The sequence below is a fragment of the Methyloversatilis sp. genome, assembly GCF_051861465.1.
In the GTDB taxonomy this organism is placed as follows: Bacteria; Pseudomonadota; Gammaproteobacteria; order Burkholderiales; family Rhodocyclaceae; genus Methyloversatilis.
Window position 1 is genome coordinate 103,087 of the sequence record NZ_JBHYCQ010000004.1, and the last position, 18,472, is coordinate 121,558.

General features: G+C 65.9%; 15 protein-coding genes. 7 read left to right on the plus strand and 8 right to left on the minus strand.

Going from position 1 to position 18,472, the window contains the following annotated elements; all coding sequences use genetic code 11:
• Positions 1-73 precede the first annotated feature (73 nt).
• Entirely contained in the window at positions 74-1,951 is a 1,878-nt protein-coding gene (locus ACTIFF_RS06960; protein WP_439536179.1) for a potassium transporter Kup, read from the plus strand.
• Positions 1,952-2,133: 182 nt separating this feature from the next.
• Positions 2,134-2,658 carry a cytochrome b gene (locus ACTIFF_RS06965; protein ID WP_439536180.1) on the plus strand — a complete coding sequence of 175 codons (525 nt, stop codon included), beginning with the start codon at positions 2,134-2,136 and terminating at the stop codon, positions 2,656-2,658.
• Here the strand turns inward: ACTIFF_RS06965 and ACTIFF_RS06970 are convergent, their stop codons facing one another.
• From ACTIFF_RS06970 to mtnA, 4 genes are all read right to left on the minus strand, one after another.
• Complete coding sequence (locus ACTIFF_RS06970) at positions 2,659-3,243, minus strand: rhodanese-like domain-containing protein (protein ID WP_439536181.1); 585 nt, start codon at positions 3,241-3,243, stop codon at positions 2,659-2,661.
• A 48-nt stretch (positions 3,244-3,291) separates the two neighbouring features.
• On the minus strand, positions 3,292-5,907 hold the full coding sequence (locus tag ACTIFF_RS06975; RefSeq protein ID WP_439536182.1) for a response regulator: 2,616 nt from the start codon (positions 5,905-5,907) through the stop codon (positions 3,292-3,294).
• A gap of 115 nt (positions 5,908-6,022) precedes the next feature.
• Positions 6,023-6,652 (minus strand): class II aldolase/adducin family protein, encoded by a 630-nt coding sequence (locus ACTIFF_RS06980; RefSeq protein ID WP_439536183.1) that lies wholly within the window; start codon positions 6,650-6,652, stop codon positions 6,023-6,025.
• Between the two features lie 156 nt (positions 6,653-6,808).
• Positions 6,809-7,876, minus strand: coding sequence for an S-methyl-5-thioribose-1-phosphate isomerase (gene mtnA, locus ACTIFF_RS06985; protein ID WP_439536184.1), 1,068 nt, complete (start codon positions 7,874-7,876; stop codon positions 6,809-6,811).
• Positions 7,877-7,938: 62 nt separating this feature from the next.
• On the opposite strand from mtnA, the gene ACTIFF_RS06990 reads away from it, so the two are divergent.
• The 3 genes from ACTIFF_RS06990 (at position 7,939) to ACTIFF_RS07000 (ending at position 10,197) form a co-directional block, all read left to right on the plus strand.
• A complete protein-coding gene (locus tag ACTIFF_RS06990) occupies positions 7,939-9,096 on the plus strand; it encodes a methionine aminotransferase (protein ID WP_439536185.1) in 1,158 nt (385 codons plus the stop codon).
• A gap of 9 nt (positions 9,097-9,105) precedes the next feature.
• Positions 9,106-9,318, plus strand: coding sequence for an RNA-binding S4 domain-containing protein (locus ACTIFF_RS06995; protein ID WP_439536371.1), 213 nt, complete (start codon positions 9,106-9,108; stop codon positions 9,316-9,318).
• Between the two features lie 345 nt (positions 9,319-9,663).
• Complete coding sequence (locus ACTIFF_RS07000) at positions 9,664-10,197, plus strand: PEP-CTERM sorting domain-containing protein (protein WP_439536186.1); 534 nt, start codon at positions 9,664-9,666, stop codon at positions 10,195-10,197.
• A gap of 2 nt (positions 10,198-10,199) precedes the next feature.
• Here the strand turns inward: ACTIFF_RS07000 and ACTIFF_RS07005 are convergent, their stop codons facing one another.
• The 3 genes from ACTIFF_RS07005 to ACTIFF_RS07015 all read right to left on the minus strand — a co-directional run bounded on the left by ACTIFF_RS07005 (position 10,200) and on the right by ACTIFF_RS07015 (position 15,970).
• Positions 10,200-13,346, minus strand: a complete 3,147-nt coding sequence (locus ACTIFF_RS07005) for an efflux RND transporter permease subunit (RefSeq protein ID WP_439536187.1) — start codon at positions 13,344-13,346, stop codon at positions 10,200-10,202.
• A 285-nt stretch (positions 13,347-13,631) separates the two neighbouring features.
• Positions 13,632-14,678, minus strand: a complete 1,047-nt coding sequence (locus tag ACTIFF_RS07010) for a hypothetical protein (protein ID WP_439536188.1) — start codon at positions 14,676-14,678, stop codon at positions 13,632-13,634.
• Positions 14,675-15,970 carry a TolC family protein gene (locus ACTIFF_RS07015; RefSeq protein WP_439536189.1) on the minus strand — a complete coding sequence of 432 codons (1,296 nt, stop codon included), beginning with the start codon at positions 15,968-15,970 and terminating at the stop codon, positions 14,675-14,677. Before ACTIFF_RS07015 ends, ACTIFF_RS07010 begins: the two co-directional genes overlap by 4 nt.
• A gap of 27 nt (positions 15,971-15,997) precedes the next feature.
• Here ACTIFF_RS07015 and ACTIFF_RS07020 point away from each other — a divergent pair, with 27 nt between their 5' ends.
• A complete protein-coding gene (locus tag ACTIFF_RS07020; RefSeq protein WP_439536190.1) occupies positions 15,998-17,074 on the plus strand; it encodes a quinoprotein relay system zinc metallohydrolase 2 in 1,077 nt (358 codons plus the stop codon).
• A gap of 67 nt (positions 17,075-17,141) precedes the next feature.
• Positions 17,142-17,966 (plus strand): quinoprotein dehydrogenase-associated SoxYZ-like carrier, encoded by an 825-nt coding sequence (locus ACTIFF_RS07025; protein ID WP_439536372.1) that lies wholly within the window; start codon positions 17,142-17,144, stop codon positions 17,964-17,966.
• A gap of 41 nt (positions 17,967-18,007) precedes the next feature.
• On the opposite strand, the gene ACTIFF_RS07030 is transcribed toward ACTIFF_RS07025, so the two are convergent.
• Entirely contained in the window at positions 18,008-18,361 is a 354-nt protein-coding gene (locus ACTIFF_RS07030; protein WP_439536191.1) for a hypothetical protein, read from the minus strand.
• Positions 18,362-18,472: the final 111 nt, after the last annotated feature.

The following is an 18,472-nucleotide window of genomic DNA, read 5'->3' on the forward strand; positions in this document are numbered from 1 at the left end:
ATGTGCGCACGATCGCTTGATCTTGCAAATGTTGCGGCGCAATATCGGCGACCTGTGATTCCACGACGCAGAAATGACTCGACGAACAGAAGGCGCGAAGGCGCTCGGCCCGCTGATGCTGGCGGCGCTGGGCGTGGTGTTCGGCGACATCGGCACGAGTCCGTTGTACGCCTTCAAGGAAGCCTTCACCGGTAGCCACGGCCTGCCGCTGTCGGAAGCGAACGTGCTGGCCGCGCTGTCGGCGCTGTTCTGGTCCGTCACGCTGATCATTTCCTTCAAGTACGTGTTCATCGTGCTTCGCTTCGACAACGACGGCGAAGGCGGCGCGCTCGCGCTGGCGTCGCTGGCGCAGCGGGCCGCCCGCGCAGGCGTGCGCCGGCGGGTGGCGGCAGTGACCGCTGCCGGCGTGTTCGCCGCGGCGATGTTCTACGGCGACGCGGTCATCACGCCCGCCATTTCCGTGCTGTCGGCGGTCGAAGGGCTGGCCGTCGTGGCGCCGACGCTTGAGCACTGGATCGAGCCGATCACCATCGTCATCATCATCGTGCTGTTTTCGGTGCAGCGTCAGGGCACTGCGCTGGTCGGACGTTTTTTCGGCCCGATCACCATCGTGTGGTTCGCGGTGCTTGCGCTGCTCGGAATCAACAGCATCGTGCAGACGCCCGACGTGTTGCGCGCACTCGATCCGACGTACGCCATCGTGTTCGCGATCGACAAACCGGCGCAGGCTTTCCTGCTGCTCGGTGCCGTGTTTCTCGCGCTGACCGGTGGCGAGGCGCTGTACGCCGACATGGGGCATTTCGGCAAGCGACCGGTGCGGCTGGCCTGGTATTTCATCGTGTCGCCGGCACTTCTGATCAATTACTTCGGTCAGGGCGCACTGGTGTTGCGGGCGTCCGAAACGGTCAGCAATCCCTTCTTCAATCTGGCGCCCGAGGCGCTGCGCCTGCCGCTCGTGCTGCTGGCCACGATGGCGACCGTCATCGCGTCACAGGCGGTGATTTCCGGCGCCTTCTCGATCACTGCACAGGCCTCGCGGCTGGGCTATCTGCCGCGCTTGCGCCAGCTGCACACGTCGGACACCGAGCGCGGGCAGATCTACATTCCGGCCGTGAACTGGTTGATGCTGATCGGCGTCGTCGTGCTGGTGCTGGAATTCGACACCTCCAGCGATCTGGCGGCGGCCTACGGCATTGCGGTATCGGGTGACATGATCATCACGACGCTGCTGATGATCTTCATCACCACCATGTCGCAGCGTCGCCTGAAGGTGGCGCTGCTTGCCGTGCTGGGCGTGTTCTTCGTCATCGAACTGCTGTTCTTCGCGTCCAACCTGACCAAATTCCTCGATGGCGGCTGGCTGCCGATGTTGCTGGGCGCGGCGCTGTTCACGATGTTGACCACCTGGAAGCGCGGCAGCGAGCTGCTGGCGCGCGAGCGCAGGCGCATCAACATTCCGATGGAGGACTTCCTGTCCAGTCCGATTCCCGAGGTGCCGCGCGTGCCGGGTACCGCGATCTATCTGACGTCCGACCCGGAAACCGTGCCGAGTGCGCTGTTCCATAATCTGAAACATTTCAAGGTGTTGCATGAGTCCGTGCTGTTCCTGCACGTACGGATCGAGGAAGTGCCCCGGGTGGCGGCGGAAGAACGGATGACCGTGCAGCGGCTGGCGGACAACACGTGGGCGATCGAGGTGCGCTACGGCTTCCGCGAGGAGCCCGATATTCCCAAAGCACTGGAGGCGCTGCCGCCTGAAGTACTGGAACTCGAAGCGATGGATACGACCTATTTCGTCGCGCGCTCGACCGTCGTCGAAGGTGTGGGTGATCTGTCGACATGGCGCCGCGCGCTGTTCGGCTGGATGCTCAGGCAATCGGAGGGGCCGGCAAACTATTTCCATCTGCCGCCGAACCGGGTGGTCGAACTGGGTACGCAGATCAGCCTCTGAAGCATGCATCGCGTCGGGTTGCGCCGTGGGCCTGCTGTCGTACGGGAACTGCCGGGCTGCGACAATGACAGACTGGGCAGGCCGACTCGAATCCCCCGGTTCGCCGGACCGGGCCCGGCGAACCGGGGGCGATCGCGCCCCGGGTCGGCAAGGCCTGCGACGGCACCCCAAAAAGGAGAACCATGCGCTACACCCGCACCGCGATGTCCCTGCACTGGCTGATTGCCCTGATGCTGTTCGGCATGTTCGGGCTCGGCCTGTACATGACCGAACTGCCGCTGTCCCCGACCAAACTCAAGCTGTACTCGTATCACAAGTGGGCTGGCGTCACGCTGTTTCTGCTCGTGGTGCTGAGGCTGGGCTGGCGCGTCACGCACGCGCCGCCCGCGCTGCCGCTCAGCACACCTGCGTGGCAGGCCAGGGCCGCCGCCGCCGGACATCATCTGCTCTATGTACTGATGATTGCGGCGCCACTGTCAGGCTGGCTGATGAGTTCGGCCAAGGGCTTCCAGACCGTGTGGTTCGGCGTGCTGCCGCTGCCCGATCTGCTGGACAAGAACGAGGCGCTGGGTGACGCGTTGCTGCTCGTGCACCGCTTCCTGAACTATTTCTTCATGGCGGTCGTGATCGGGCACGTCCTGGCTGCGGTCAAGCACCATTTCATCGATCGCGACGGCTTGCTCTCGCGCATGCTGCCCGGCCGCTGATCATTGCGCGCCCGCGGGCAGCCACACCTGCGAGCTGTCCAGCGCATAGGACCACGGCAGGCCGGCATTCTTCCAGCCATTCACGGTTCGTTTGCCGCGGTCGGCACCCGCCGACGCGGTATCGCCCTCGAATCCGTCAATCACCGTCCAGACGCGGGTGAATCCGGCGGCTGCCAGCGCATTAACGGCGCGCGTGGTGCGATCGCCGGAACGGCAGATCAACACGACGTCGGCCGTCTTGTCGAGGCCTTTGGCCTTGAGGCGCTCTTCGACCGCGCTGACGAAGGCGGGATTCTTGTGCAGCGTGAAGCGGCGGGATTTGGGGTCGAAGTGGTCGAAATCGACCAGCATGAAAGGAATGTTGGCATCCATGCCTGCCGGTGCGCCGACGTAGCTCACCTCGGCCTGCGTGCGCACATCGAGGAACAGGACGTTCGCCGCACGTTCGCTGACCATGCGGTGTGCTTCCACGGCTGTCAGATAACGATCAAGTGTGGTGCGCTTGTCGGTCGGAACATCGGATACATCGATCGCCAATGCGCTGCCGCACAGGCATAACAGAAAGGTGATCAGTGACTTGTTCATCGCGCGCTCCCGGAGTGTCGGCGTCGCGCTTAGGCGGCGACGCGTCGGTCAGGCGACGCTGAGACGCGGCCTGCCACGCGTACGACTGCGCAGCGGGCGGTCGAGTTCGGCCAGCTTGGTGGCGAGCGCGTCCATCAGTGCGTCGCGCGACACCGACTTGGCGACGAAGCAGCTGGCGCCGGCGTCTAGTGCGGCGCGCTGCCAGTTGGGATCTTCGATGCCGGACAGCATGACGATGATCAGGCGCTCCGGGGCATAGTGCTCACGCAGCGCCCGGCAGGTGGCAATGCCGTCCATGCCCTGCATCAGGCCATCGAGCAGCACCACGTGCGGGCATTGCTGGCCGACCATCAACAGCGCTTCCTCTCCGCTTTCCGCTTCACGCACATCGGTGCAGCCGGCGTTCTCCAGCGATCTGCGCATCAGGAAGCGTTCCGCTTCATCGTCGTCGACGATCAGGATGTCCACCGCGCCGGGCAGCGATCCGCCGCCGGAGTCGCCATCGGCGCTGCATTCGGCGACGCGGCGCACCGATTCGAGCTGCATGCGGCTGGCGATCGGCACCAGCGCGGTTGCCAGCGCCCAGTCCTTTTCGACGGCCGCCGCCTCGAGCCTGCGCATCGTGTCGTGCAGATCGAAGGCCTGAGCATGCACGGCGAGCGATTTCAGCGTGTGCGCCGCACGGCGCAGCGTGTGGTCATCGTGGCCGCGCAGGGCTTCCTGCAGCGCCACCACATTGCGCTGCGATTCCTTTTCGTACAGCGCGGCGAAGCGGGCGCGATCGTGCTGGCTGATCGCGTCTACCGAAATCGTGCCGGTACCGGACACGGCGTTGTCGGGCAGCCACTTGCGCACGATCGCGTACAGATCGTCTTCACGGAAAGGCTTGGCGAGGTAGTCGTCCATGCCGGCGGCGATGCAATTTTCGCGGTCGCCGTCATTGGCCCCGGCGGTCAGCGCAATCAGCGGTGTCGCGGGCAGGCCGACCAGACGCTCGCGATCGCGGATGCGTTCGCAGGCTTCGAAACCGTCCATGCCCGGCATCTGGCAATCCATCAGCACGAGGTCGAACCGGGCATGCTCGAGCTCCTGCAGCGCCTGCCGGCCGTCGCGCGCCAGCGTCCAGCGCAGGCCGAACGCCTCGAGCATGTTGGAAGCGACTTCTGCATTGACCGCACTGTCCTCCACCAGCAACACGGTGCCGGACAGGCGGGGCAGATTGGGCAGGGACAGACTGTGCTGGGCTTCTTCCATGCCGGTGCTCACGACCTTGCAGGGCAACGACAGCGTGAAGGTCGAGCCGATACCCGAAGCGCTGCGCAAGGTCACGGCGCCGCCGAGCATTTCGGCCAGTTGCCGCGAGATGGCGAGGCCCAGCCCGGTGCCGCCGAAGCGGCGGGATGCCGTGTTGTCGGCCTGCGCGAAGGCATCGAATATGCGCGCCTGGTCGGGTTCGGTGATGCCGATGCCGGTGTCGCGCACCGCCATCACCATGCGCACTGCGCCGGTGGTCGGGCGGTGCTGCAGCATCAGGTCATCGTCCATCGAGTGAACGCGCAGCGTGACGAACACGCCGCCATGATCGGTGAACTTGATGGCGTTGCCGATCAGGTTGACCGCGATCTGGCGCAGTCGTCCCGGATCGCCTTCGACCCGTCCGGGGACCGCGTCATCGACGTCGAGTGCCAGCGTCAGTCCCTTCTCGCGTGCCTGGGCACCGAGCAGTTCGGTCACTTCGCGCAGCGTGCGACGCGGGTCGAATTCGCTGCGTACCAGATCGAAGCGGCCGGCTTCTATCTTCGACAGATCGAGAATGTCGTTCAGCAGGTCGAGCAGGTTTTCGCCCGAGCGATAAAGCGTTTCGAGATAGCGCCGCTGTTCGCCATTCAGTTCGCTGCGCAGCAGCAGTTGCGCCATGCCCAGCACGCCGTTCATCGGCGTGCGGATTTCGTGACTCATGTTGGCCAGGAACTGGCTCTTGGCCTGGTTGGCCTGCTCGGCCGCTTCCTTGGCTTCTTCATTCTCCTTCGCCACATGCGCGTGATGCAGGCGCAGGCGGATAAATTCGGCGGTGTTCTTCTGGAAGCGTTTGGCGTTGACAACAGCGATCAGCAGAAACAGCAGGATGAAGCCGCCGAGTACTTCGCGCTCCGGCTCGGGCGACGTGAGATAGAAGAAAGCGGTCGGCAGCAAGGTGGGCAGTGCCATCAGCACATAGGCCTTCCACATGCCGGTGAGCGAAAACAGCCCGACCGCCGCCACGGCCACGAGACAGAGCGGCACCACCATTTCGTAGGGGTGGCCCGGCGGGGGCATCAGGGCGACCCCGAGCGCCCCCCAGCCGCAGCCGGCGACGAACACCCCCAGCATGAACAGCCACTTCCAGATCAGCGTTTCATTGACGCCCGGTGCGACATGTCGCCAGGCCATGATCAGGCCGAAGCGGCCGACGTTGATCAGCACCATGGCGACCAGCCACGTGGTCAGTGCGTTGATGTCGACAACCTTGTGCAGCACGCCCCAGATCAGGCCGGCCAGCACGATCGCCATCACCAGCGTGAACGGAGTCAGCCGGTAGGCGAGCGCAACCAGTTCCGCCTCGACCTGGCGTTCTGCGTGCTCGCTGCGCGGCGTGGCGCCGTGTGAAAGAAGGGTGGTGGGCATTGACGGATTCGGCATCAGGGGCAAATCGCCTCCGGATTGCGACGACGGAGGCTGACAGGGTTCACGGCTGCCGAGCCCCATTCTTGAGCATGTGCGGGCCGCTCGTGCTGCATGCTCATTGACCGTAATCCGCGAACTTGCCGAGCACCCGCTCCATCTCGTCGTCGTCGAGCAGCCTCGGCGTGCCGACCTGCAGCGCGCGCCAGTACTGCTCGCACAGCGTTTCGAGTTCCACGGCCAGCGCGACCGCGTGGCGCAGACTGCGCCCGAAAACCAGCATGCCGTGGTTCGCCATCAGACAGGCGCAGCGGCCGGGCAGGGCGTCGAGCACCGCGTCGGACAAGGCCTGCTCTCCGAAGGTCGCATAGCGTGCGCAGCGCACGGTGCTGCCGCCGAAGCGGGCGATCATGTAATGAAAGGGTGGGATGTATTCGCCGATGCAGGCGAGTGCCGTGGCAAATGGCGAGTGCGTGTGCACGATGGCGTCCGCGTCGGCGCGGTTCGCGTAGATGTCGCGATGGATGCGCCATTCTGAAGAGGGCTTGCGGCGGCCGCTGCAGTGGCCATCACCGAAGACTTCCACCATGTCGTCGGCGGTGCATTCAGAGGGTTCGAGTCCGCTCGGGGTGATCAGGAATGCGGGACCGCGGCGCGCGCTGACGTTGCCAGCGGCACCGCGGTTAAGTCCGCAAACTTCCAACCGGCGCGCTGCTTCAAGCACATCGCTGCCGCTGACCTCGTTCATCAGGGTGTGCCCCTGTATTGTGGATTAACAGTGGATTATCCTGACCGGAGCCTAGAATACAAGCGGGTTTACATTAAAAATTGACGATAGATCAGGTGTTTCGCGATGCAACATCGCGGAGAGGCTTTGTCGTCGTGGGTTTCACGCTCCTAGAATTCACTTTAGGTTCTGTGGATCATTCAGCAGCGTGTTGCCTGGGAAATGCATCCCGGCGACAGGATCGACGATGCCGCGCTCGGTGATGAGTGCCGTCACGAGCGGCGCCGGCGTGATGTCGAATGCCGGATTCTCGACCGGGCTGTGCGGATCGAGCTGGCGGACGCTGCCGGCGTCGCCGCGCAGCACGCGCAGTTCGTCGCCATGGCGCGCTTCTATCGGTATCGCTGCGCCACTGGCGCAACCTTCATCGACCGTCGACCACGGCGCCGCAACCCAGAACGGAAGCCCGGTGTCGCGTGCCGCCAGCGCTTTCAGATAGCTGCCGACCTTGTTGGCAACGTCGCCGTTGGCGGCGATGCGGTCGGCGCCGATGATGACCGCGTCGACCTGACCCGCGCGCATCAGCTGGCCTGCGGCGTTGTCGGCGATGACGGTATGCGGCACACCAGCGCCTGCCAACTCCCAGGCGGTCAGCAGGCCCTGGTTGCGCGGCCGGGTTTCCGAGACCCATACGTGCAGGTCGACGCCGGCGGCGTGTGCGAGATAGACGCCGGCCAGCGCCGTGCCCCAGCCTGTCGTGGCGAGCCAGCCCGCGTTGCAGTGGGTCATCAGGTTCAGCCGGCCGGACCGGGGCGTGATTGCCTGCATCAGTTCGAGCGTCAGTTCGCCGATGCGCCGGTTGGCGGCGCGGTCCTCGTCGCAGATTGCGAGGGCCTCGCGCCAGGCGGCACTGGCGCGTGCGGCCGGCGGCAGCGGCCGCACATGCGTGGCGATGCGATGCAGTGCCCACGCAAGATTGACCGCGGTCGGGCGGGTTGCCGCGAGGGCGCGTACGGCCTCGTCGAGCGCGCCATCGTCGGCCGCTTTACGCAGCGCAAGCGCCAGACCGAAGGCACCGATGGCGCCGATCAGTGGTGCGCCGCGGACCTGCATGGTCGCGATGGCGCGGGCCGCCTGCGCGGCGGTTTCAAGGCCCACTTCCTGCTTGGCAAAGGGCAGCAGCGTCTGGTCGAGGATGTAGAGGCGGTTGCCGTCGAGGCGCAACGGGCTGGGCGTGTCGTTCATGTCGGATCGGGATGGGCGGGGCTTCAAGCATAATCCGTCGATTCGCGACACAGACATCCGACATGCAGGACTTCTCCGGCCATCTGACGTCGAAACTGCCCGACGTCGGCACAACGATATTCACCGTCATTTCGCGCGAGGCGCAGGCCTGCGGCGCGATCAATCTTGCACAGGGCTTTCCCGACTTCAGTGCCGATCCGCCACTGTTCGATGCCGTGGCGTCGCACATGCGGGCAGGCGGCAACCAGTATTCCCCGATGTCCGGCCAGTTGGCGCTGCGCGAGGCCGTGGCCCAGAAGATGCGCGCGGTGTATGGCGCCGACTATGACGCCGAACAGGAGATCACGATCACCGCCGGTGCAACCCAGGCGGTCTATACGGCGATCACGGCTTTCGCCGGGCCGGGCGACGAAGTCATCGTGTTCGAGCCGGCATTTGACAGCTATCTGCCGGGCATCCGGCTGGCCGGCGCCACGCCGGTGTTCGTGCGCCTCGAAGCGCCGCATTTCCTGCCCGACTGGGAGGTAGTGGCGCGCTGCATCACGCCGCGCACCCGGCTCATCATCACCAATACGCCGCACAATCCAACGGGGGCCGCGTGGTCGATGGACGATCAGCGCGCACTTGCCCGACTGTGCGACAGCCGCGATATCGTGGTGATTTCGGACGAGGTGTATGAGCACATCGTGTTCGACGGACGCGAACACGCCAGTGCCGCGCGGCTGCCGGAACTGGCGGCGCGTACGGTGCTGGTGTCGAGCTTCGGCAAGACCTTCCATGTGACCGGCTGGAAGGTCGGTTTCGTCTGCGCGCCCCCCGCACTGAGCGCAGAATTCCGCCGCGTGCACCAGTTCAACGTGTTCGCGGTGAACACACCCTGCCAGCTCGGGTTGGCCGATTACATGGCCGAGCCATCGCGCTACCTTGAACTGGGCCGTTTCTATCAGGGCAAGCGCGATGCCTTCCGCGCCGGTCTGGCCGGCTCGCGCTTCGAACTGCCGGAGTGCGCGGGCACCTACTTCCAGCTGGCGTCGTATCGCGCCATCAGCGACGAACCGGATCAGTCCTTCGTACGTCGCCTCATGCGCGAAGCCGGTGTCGCGGCGATCCCGGTGTCGGCCTTTCACCACGACGGCCACGATGCGCGGCTGATCCGCTTCTGCTTCGCCAAGACGGAAGCTGTCATTGCGCGGGCGGTCGACCGGCTGAGTGTCTACTGAAGGATGACCATGCAAACCGTTGATTTCAAGCTGACCGGAGAATACGTCGCACTGTGCGACCTGCTGAAGCTCGCCGGCCTCGCCAGCAGTGGCGGCGAAGGGAAAGTGCGGGTGGCACGGGGCGATGTGCAGGTGGACGGGCAAAACGAAACCCGCAAGACGGCGAAGATCCGCAGCGGCCAGAAGGTGGTGTGTGACGGGGTGTGCATCGCCGTCCGGTGACGGACATCCAGGGTCTTGTCGCCCTGGCGTCTGTTCTGGTCTGATTCGTGCGACCCGTCGCCCAGGGGAAACCCGCAGGGCGCACTGACGGCACGCGTCATGTGCGAATCAGATGAGAACAGACCTTGGCGCACCTGGATTGTGTCGACGCTTTTTACATTTGCACCAGGCCGGGTGACGTTGGCCCGGGAGGCGGGTTGGAGGCATCCGAGAGGTGATTGATTCGACGCGGTTTTGTTATTTTTTTCCTCACTTGGCTTGATCTCTGCTTGCATCCGTTCAGGCGGATATTCCTTCCTTCTGAATTGCCGCGGCGTTACTGCGGATCGCGATGCGAGGTACTCAATGAAATTTCCCACCCTGTTTGGCGTGGCGGCGCTCGGCGCCGTGCTTTCCTTTCCGGCGGCAGCCGGACTCAACGGCGACATCGTCTCTACTGCCCTGCGCGCCGAAACGGCTGATTACGGTCGGTTCTCGGCCGTCGTCGGCGCTGGCGTAGAGGGCAGTCTGGTCGGTGGCATGTTGCCGTTCGACTATTCCGACTCGGGGTTCTCACTGGGGTCGCCGCGCGACTTCTGCGGCATCCGCAGTTGCGGAGAAGCGCGGGAGCAAATGACCCTGAAGCTGTCGGGCCTCGAATTCGGCCCGTCGATCGTGCTGAAGGATGTTGTGCTGATCACGATCCTCAGCAATGTCAAAGTGACTGTCGGACCGACGTTCGCTGAATTTTCCTGGACCGACCAGCCCGTTTCCCAGGGCGCCTTTCTGAGCGCTCAGTTCGTCACCGGCGTCGTGCCCGAGCCGGAAGCCTTTACGCTGATGCTCGCCGGCCTCGGCCTGATCGGGATTGCCGCTTCGCGTCGTTCGCCGCGCGCCTGAATTCAGCTGTCCTGCGGCGTTTTGGCGAAGCGGCCGTAGTGCAGCAAAAGCGTCGGCAGTACCAGCAGGTTCAGTATCGTCGAGGTCGTCAGGCCGCCGACGATGATGGCGGCCATCGGCCCTTCGATCTCCCGACCGGGTTCGCCCGAGCCCAGGACCAGGGGCATCAGGCCGAGACCGGTCACCAGTGCGGTCATCAGGATTGAAGGGAGGCGTTGCGACGCGCCGAGTATGGCGGTGTCCAGATTCCACGGATGACCTTCCCGCTCCACCAGGTGCTGGAAGTGCGACACCAGCATGATGGAGTTGCGCAGGGTGATGCCGAACAGCGTGACGAAGCCGACCACGGAACCCAGAGACAGCCAGCCGCCACCGGCCAGCGCCGCCAGCACACCGCCGATGAGCGCGAACGGCAGGTTCACGAAGGTGATCACGAGATTGCGCGAACTCGAAAACGCCAGCATCAACATGATGGCAATGGCAGCGGCGGCGAGCGCCGAATGCGTGACCAGTTCGCGTCGCGCCTGTGCCTGCGCTTCGGCGGCACCGGTCACCGTGTAGTAACTGCCGGCGTTCAGTTTCACGTCTTCGCGCAAGGTGCGCCGGACGGCCTCGCTGAACGCGCCCAGATCTTGGCCGCTGGCCAGATTCGCCGTGATGGTCTGCACCCGCTTGCCACCCGAGTGCAGGATCTTGTAGCGACCGTTCTCGACGCTGATGTCGGCCACGTCGCGCAGTTCGACCAGCCGGCCATCCGGCGTGCGCAGCGGCAGACGGCCGATCTCGTTCGGCGAGCGGCGGTGGTCCGGATCCAGCGCCACGACCAGCGGTGTCGCCAGCGTACCGCGATAGACCTCGCTCACCTTGCGACCGGCAAAGGCGGTGCTGGTCGCCGACAGCACGTCTTCCGGCGACAGGCGCCAGACCGCGAGCTTGTCCAGGCGCGGCCGGACGATGATTTCCGGCGTGCCGGGCGGCGCCAGCACCTGCACGTCGGTCGCCCCCCTGACCTTCGCGAGCGCCTGCGCAACGGCGCTGGCGTCGGCATCCAGCCGGTCGAGATTGGTGCCGAACACCTGCACCACCAGCGTCGCCGGAAAACCCGATTCGGTCTCGCCGATGCGTTCGGTCAGGAAGGTGTTGACCGAGAACGCGAGGCCGGGGAATCCGACCGATTCCGCGGCTTCTTCGTCCGAGCGATCTTCGTCGCCGTCGTCGCCCGTCACCGTGCGCCGGATGTCGGCGAGGATGCGTTCCTGGGTCGCGCCGTCGAGTGGACCGATTTCGATCTCGACCTCGCTGTAGTGCGGGCCGAAGGGGTCGAACCCGTTCTGCGCCCGCCCGACCCACTGCGCCACCGACTTCACGCCGTCGATCTGCAGCACCTTTTCGGTCACCCGCTGGCCGACCCGCAGCACCTCGCCGGGTGCGGTGCCCGGAATGGTCGACAGATGAACGATGTAGTGACCTTCGCGCAGCGGCGGAATGAATTCGCCACCGAACAGCGGCAGCACCCCCAGCCCGCCGGCCAGCGCCAGCATGACGCCGGCGATCAGCCCGTGCGGCCGACGTTCGATGGCGCGCAGCGTCCGCTCGTAACGCGGTCGCAACCAACGCACCAGCGGTGGGTCTTCGTCGGGTAGCTCGCGATTGCCCAGCATCAGGAAGCTCATCGCCGGCGTGACCGTCAGCGCCACGACCAGCGACGCGAGGATGGCCAGGATGTAGGCCAGACCCAGCGGCGCGAACAGCTTGCCGGCGACGCCGGACAGCGTCAGCAGCGGCACGAACACCAGCGCAACGATGAAGGTGGCGTACACCACCGAACTGCGCACCTCCATCGACGCGTCGAGCACCACCTTCCACGCAGCCACCGGCGAGCCCAGGTGACGGTTTTCGCGCAGCCGGCGATAGATGTTTTCGCAGTCGATGATGGCGTCGTCCACCACCTCGCCGAGGGCGATCGCAAGCCCGCCCAGCACCATGATGTTCAGGCTGGCGCCCGCCTCCAGCATGACCAGTACCGCCGCCAGCAGCGACAGCGGAATGGCGACGGCCGAAATGAACGCGGTGCGCAGGTTGTACAGGAACACGAACAGCACGATCACCACCAGCGTGGCACCGATCATCACGTCGGCCCGCACATTGCCGAGCGCCGTCTGGATGAAGTTGGCCGGCCGGAACAGCGCCGGGTGCAGCGTGACCTGTTCGCGTTCGAACAGCGGTGCCAGCTCCGCCAGCGATTTCTCCAGGTCCAGCGTGACGCCGAGGGTGTCGGCGCCGAGCTGGCCCTGCACCATCATGAACACACCGGGTGTGCCGTTGATCTGCGCCGCACTGATCGCCGGGCCCGGCGCTTCGCGCACTCGTCCGACGTCGCCCAGCGCGAGCGAACGTCCGTCCGGCAGCGTGACGGTGAGCTGTTCCAGACTGCGCGCCGACGCCGGCGTGGCGTCGATCGCAATCAGCAATCGCTGGTTGTCGTTCTCGACGAAACCTGCACCGGCGACCGAAGCCGCGCCGCGCGCCGCCAGCTCCACATCGGCGAACGTCACGCCCAAAGTGCGCAGTCGCGCCGGGTCGAGCTGGATCTGCCACTGCCTCACTTCACCACCGAACACATTCACGTCCGCCACGCCCGGCACCGCCAGCAGGTGCGGCCGAACGACCGAGTCGACCAGATAGCGCATGTCCATCTGCGAGCGCTCTGCCGACGTGATGCCGATGCCGAGCAGGGTGCTGGCCGAAGAGGTCAGCGGCGTGATGACCGGCGTCACGCCGGCCGGCAGCAGCGACCCCAACGTGCCGAGCCGCTCCGATACCAGTTGCCGGTTGCGGAACAGGTCGGATTTTTCGTCGAAGATGACCGTGACCACGGACAGACCGGGAATCGACTGCGAGCGCAATTCCTTGATCCCGCGCGTCCCTGAAACGGCCGATTCGATCGGCGTCGTGACCCGTGTTTCGACCAGGTCGGCCGGCAGGCCGGGGGCTTCGGTCTGGATCACGACCTGCGCCGGTGCGAACTCGGGAAACACGTCGAGCCGGGCGTCGAACATGCGGCTGATGGCGTACAGCACGAGCACCAGCGACAGCGCCAGCACAATGCCGGGCCGCCGCACCGAAAAGCGGACGATGGCTTCGATCATCGGATTCGGCCCATGCGACAGGCCGCCTGCATTGGGGCGGGCAGGGTGGCTTGTGGTCCGTGCCGGGCATCGCTGCGCTCACCCCAACCTACGGGGTGACGCTTGCTCGAACCGGTTGGGCTGCGGTGGTCCCGATGTGCGGGGTGGTGTCGGGCATCGCTGCGCGCACCGCAACCTGCGGGGCGCAGGCGGCTGGCAGGGATGCAGTGTCGAGCTGCTTTCGTAGGTTGGGGTGAGCCAGCGAACCCCAACATCCGGCCGCGGCCCGGTCGCGAAGGTGCCGGATCAGTCATCGTTCTCGTCCGCCAGCGTGTGCTTCAGCTCTTCGGACAGCAGCAGCTGCGCGCCGCGCGTCACCACGCGGGCGTCATCTTCCAGCTCCGGTGCGAGCCAGCCGTCCGGACGCTGCGATTCGGCGGGCAGCGCCTGACGGGTGAATTCCTCCGGTTCGTCATCGTCGCGCACATACACCCAGGGCAGGCCGGCATACCAGACGACGGCGCTGTTGGGCACCAGCGACAGCATGGTCTCGCCGGTGACGCCGCGTGCCGCCAGGCGGGTGCCGGTCGGCAGTACGCGCTCGGATTTGTACAGCCAGGTCTCGCCGGCTGCCTGGGCGAGGCTGCGAGGCGCAGGCCCGATGCGGCGCGCCTCGATGGCATCGTTGCCGTCCGGCAGGCGCAGCAGCATCAGCGGCGGCGCCTCGCCCGAGCCGCGTAGCGCGACGGCGACCAGCGAGTTTCGCCGGTCGGCCAACCGCTCCAGCTCATCCGGCGCTTCGCCCGAGGCCGGTCCGGCCAATGGTCCCCAGCCCTGCACCAGCCGCGCATGCAGGCCGTCGGCACGGGCGCGCGCAGCGGCCAGCGCGGCGCGGTCCTGCTCGACCTGGCTGCGTGCGGTCTGCAGCGTCCGCTCCGATACATTGCGGTCATCGTTGAACAGCGCCTGAACCCGATCGCGTTCGGTTTCGGCGCGGGCAAGCTGGGCGGCCAGGCGTGCGATGTCGGCGCGCGCTTCGTGCAACTGCCCACGCAGCGCGAACAGCGGCTCGAGGTCGAGCACTGCGGCCTGCGCCTCGTGTTCGGTGCCGGCCCGCACGGCCAGCGGCTGGCCGAGTTCGATGCCGCTCGCTGTCTGCGCGGCGGCGGTCAGGCGTACGCTGGTCAGGCCGTCCCGATTCCGCTCAACCAGCGACGGCACCTCGATGTCGTCGTCGGGCTGATCGCCGTACAGCTTCCACTCGTCGCGCGCGTAATACACCACGGCCCAGACGAGGGCGATCAGCAGCAGGCCCATCGCGAACAGCAGTTGCTGGGGGGTGATGCGGTTCATGGTGTCGTCTCCGTGGGGCCCGTCAGCGAAGACAGCGGGCGCTGTACCGCGTCCTCGAGTGCCAGGCGCGAGGCAAGGGTGCGTTGCCGTGCATACAGCAGCCGGATGTCGGCTTCGAGCACGCGGATGCGCGCCAGCAGACGATCCAGCCGGTCGGCGTCGCCGCGCGCGTAGCGTTGCTCGGTGCGCGTCAGTTGCAGGCGGGCTTCATCGTGCTCGGCTTCGGCGCCATCGATGTCCAGTTCGGCCGCCTTCACGCGGGTGCGCGCGTGTTCGAGTGCGACCAGCGCCTGCGACTGCAGCGCCAGAAAATCCTGCGCCGCCATATCGCGCCGCGCGACCGCTTCGGCGATCGGCCCGGCCTGACGCTGCGCCGCGAACAGCGGCAATGCGGCGCCCAGGCTCCACACCGTGGCGCCCTGGTCCCACAGCAGACCGGGCTTGATGCGAATTTCCGGGTACTGCGCGCGCAGTTCAACCGTCAGCGCCGCTTCGGCTGCGGAATGCTGCGCCAGCGCACGGCGCAGGTCGATGCGGTCGAGCGTGGCGTTCGCCCGCAGCGCCTCCATCGCCGGCACCGCAACCGGCTCGTCGAAGGCGGTGTAATCGATGCGCAGTGCGTCGAGGGCAGGCAGCGGCAGCGCCAGTGCCTGGGCCAGGTCGCCGCGCGCGCGGATCTGCCGCTGTTCGGCCAGCACATAGCGCGACTCGGCCTGTGCCGCGGCGGTGCGGGTCTGCGTCAGTTCGAGCGCGTCGGCGGCGCCGAGGTCGTAGCGCTTCTGCATCACCGCCTGGGCGTCCAGGGTGGTGACGACCAGTCGGTCGAGCAGTGCCAGCTCGGCATTGGCCGACCACAACTCGATGAGCGCGCGCTGGGCGCCACTGCGGACCGCCCAGGCGGCGTCGGCTTCGTCGAGCAGCGCCGCGTCGGCCAGCAGGCGGGCACGCTCGACGCGCGCTTCACGCACCGATTCGCCGGTCAGCGCGAGGTCCAGAGCGAGCCCGACACTCCAGGCCGACTGGCCGGCGTCGCGTTCATTGGTGCGTTCGGTCTCCGGCGCCAGCAGCGTGCGCGGCGTCAGCCCGGCGGTCGTCAGCTGGGCGCGGGCAAGCGCCGCGCGCGCGCGCGCCTGTGCAGCGGCCGGGTGCTGCAGCAGCGCGGCCAGCACCAGTTGCTCGGGCGTCCAGCGTTCGGGCGGCCAGGTCGATGCATTCATGCTGCGCTGCGCAAGAAACTCGCGCGTTGCGTCGTCGGTCAGCGAACGGCCAAGGAACGCGGTCTGGAGTGCCAACGGGTCGAGTGGTGCGGGCGGCACCTGTTGCACCGCACATGCGCTGAGGGCGATACAGGGCAGCAGCAAGTAGAACGGAGGGGTGAAGCACCGCATCCTGATTTGTTATTCTGGGCAGCTGATCAACACCGAATGCTAACGATGCACGCTGTTGTGCGCAAACACAGTCCTTGCTGGCGGCTCTCATGCATCCACAGTTTGATCGGTGTGCTGCTGGCGCTTGCGGCCGCTGGTGTGCAGGCCCTCGAGGCGCTTGAGGTCCGGCAGGTGGCGCCCGGCGTCTTCCTGTTCCAGGGCGAGATTGCCGAGCAGGACGCCCGGAATCTGGGTGCGATATCCAACCTCGGCTTCGTCGTCGGCAGCCGCTGCGTGGCGGTCATCGACACCGGTGGCTCGCCAGCGGTCGGCGCGGCACTGCGCGCCAGCATCCGCAGCAAGACCGATCTGCCGGTGTGTTACGTGATCAACACCCACGTGCATCCGGACCACATTCTGGGCAATCAGGCCTTCATTGACGACAAGCCGGTGTTCGTCGGTCATGCCCGGCTACCAGCCGCGCTGGCGGCACGCAGCAGCCACTATCTGGCGGCAGCAGAACGCCAGATGGGAGTGGCCGGCAAGGGGTTGCAACTGGTGCCGTCCTCGCGCACCGTAGCAAACGAAGACGAACTCGATCTCGGCGGCCGGACGCTGAAGCTGCGCGCCTGGCCAACGGCGCATACCGACAACGATCTCACCGTGCTCGACGAGGCAACCGGCACGCTTTTCGCCGGCGATCTGCTTTTTGTCGGCCACCTGCCGGTGGTGGACGGCAAGATTCTGGGCTGGATCAAGGTCGGCGCGACGCTGTCGGCGATGGACGTGCAGCGCGTCGTACCCGGTCATGGTGACGCCGGCGATGCATGGCGCGAAGCATTTGCAAAGCAGGGGAACTACCTGCAGGGGCTGGTCGATCAAACCCGCAGGGCCTTGAAAGCCGGTAAGACGCTGTCGCAGACGGTTGGCGAAGTCGAACCGGGGGACGCGAAAGACTGGGCTCTTGTCGATCTGTTCCACCGGCGCAATGTGACGTCGGCGTTTGCCGAACTCGAGTGGGAAGAATGAAGGGTGACGCATGTCAGCATTACCGTCTGCAGGCGGTCTGCTGCAGAATGACCACGAGGAGAAGACGATGAAACCCAACAACGGATGGACGGCGGTACTGGCGGCGTGCCTGGTTTTGCTTGCGCCGGTTGCGCAGGCGGCCGAAGACGGTTCGGATACGCCGATCTGGGGCAAGGTGCGCACCTTGCTGGTCGGCGACCGCCCGGTGATCGAGGACACGACCGGCTCGGTCCTGGAGATCGACGCGCCGGTGCGTGCCGAAGACGCGGCGGTGGTGCCGGTCTCCGTGCGCACGAAGCAGTTGCCGGGTGGCGTTTACGTCAGCAAGGTGCATCTGGTGATCGACGAAAACCCGTCACCGATCGGTGGCACGTTCGCCTTCACACCGCTGGCCGGGCGGGCCGACATCGAAACGCGGGTGCGCATCGAAGCCTACAGCTGGGTTCGCGCCATCGCCGAAACGAGCGACGGCAAGGTCTATGTCGCGCGCCGCTTCGTAAAGGCTTCGGGCGGCTGTTCGGCGCCTGCCGGCAAGGACATGGAAGAGGCGCTGGCACGGCTGGGCAAGATGAAATTCAAGGTCGAAGAAGCCGCCGCCGGCCAGCCCAGCGTTGCGCAACTGATGATCAGTCACCCGAACAGCTCCGGGCTGGCCATGGATCAGATGACCCGGCTGTTCGTACCGCCGCATTTCGTGCGCCGCGTCGAGGTCACCTTCGGCGGCGAACCGGTCATGACCGCAGACGTCGATTTCTCGATCAGCGAAAATCCGAACTTCAGGTTTTACGTGCTGCCGGCGAAGGAGGGCGAACTCAAGGCGGTGGTCGTCGATTCCAAGGACCTGCGTTTCGAAAGTTCGGTGGCGATCAAGCCGGGGCTGCGCGGCTCCTGAGCGGTGCGGCGCAGGCCGCACCGCCGCGCTGCGCGTATCGATTACTTGATGAAGCAGCGCTTCTTCGATTCCGCAACGACGTCCAGGTACTTCTTCACCGCGCCCTTGGTTTCGTCGGTGCCGCGGAACACGCCACCGCGCTCCCCGCTCATCGACTGGGTGCGGCTGAAGCTCGACAGCTCGACGTACTCGTCGTGTGTCAGCTTGGTCGCGATTTCGTCGATCAGGCATGAACACTTGTAGATGTACTCATGGTTGCTGCCGTAAGCCTGCAGGCATTCGAGCGCAAATTCGACACGCGAGCTGGTCGGGTAGTCGTTGGCGGCTGCAGCCGGGCCACCCATCAGCAGCGCGCCGATCGCAGCGACGGTCACGTGGAAGCGATGAAATTTCAAACCGGATCTCCTCATTTGTTTTTGATGAACCGCAGGGGCTCGCTGGCTGGCAACGCCAAAAAGGCTAGCACATCGACGCAGACCGCCGTTTTGCCGCCCGAGTTGCACAGG

What these genes read in the sequence shown, in the direction of transcription:
- ACTIFF_RS07000 (WP_439536186.1), top strand. Translation starts at nt 9,664, where the DNA reads ATGAAATTTCCCACCCTGTTTGGCGTGGCGGCGCTCGGCGCCGTGCTT.
- ACTIFF_RS06995 (WP_439536371.1), top strand. Translation starts at nt 9,106, where the DNA reads ATGCAAACCGTTGATTTCAAGCTGACCGGAGAATACGTCGCACTGTGC.
- mtnA (WP_439536184.1), bottom strand. Translation starts at nt 7,876, where the DNA reads ATGAACGACACGCCCAGCCCGTTGCGCCTCGACGGCAACCGCCTCTAC.
- ACTIFF_RS06960 (WP_439536179.1), top strand. Translation starts at nt 74, where the DNA reads ATGACTCGACGAACAGAAGGCGCGAAGGCGCTCGGCCCGCTGATGCTG.
- ACTIFF_RS06980 (WP_439536183.1), bottom strand. Translation starts at nt 6,652, where the DNA reads ATGAACGAGGTCAGCGGCAGCGATGTGCTTGAAGCAGCGCGCCGGTTG.
- ACTIFF_RS06990 (WP_439536185.1), top strand. Translation starts at nt 7,939, where the DNA reads ATGCAGGACTTCTCCGGCCATCTGACGTCGAAACTGCCCGACGTCGGC.
- ACTIFF_RS07025 (WP_439536372.1), top strand. Translation starts at nt 17,142, where the DNA reads ATGAAACCCAACAACGGATGGACGGCGGTACTGGCGGCGTGCCTGGTT.
- ACTIFF_RS07010 (WP_439536188.1), bottom strand. Translation starts at nt 14,678, where the DNA reads ATGAACCGCATCACCCCCCAGCAACTGCTGTTCGCGATGGGCCTGCTG.
- ACTIFF_RS06975 (WP_439536182.1), bottom strand. Translation starts at nt 5,907, where the DNA reads ATGCCCACCACCCTTCTTTCACACGGCGCCACGCCGCGCAGCGAGCAC.
- ACTIFF_RS07005 (WP_439536187.1), bottom strand. Translation starts at nt 13,346, where the DNA reads ATGATCGAAGCCATCGTCCGCTTTTCGGTGCGGCGGCCCGGCATTGTG.
- ACTIFF_RS06970 (WP_439536181.1), bottom strand. Translation starts at nt 3,243, where the DNA reads ATGAACAAGTCACTGATCACCTTTCTGTTATGCCTGTGCGGCAGCGCA.
- ACTIFF_RS06965 (WP_439536180.1), top strand. Translation starts at nt 2,134, where the DNA reads ATGCGCTACACCCGCACCGCGATGTCCCTGCACTGGCTGATTGCCCTG.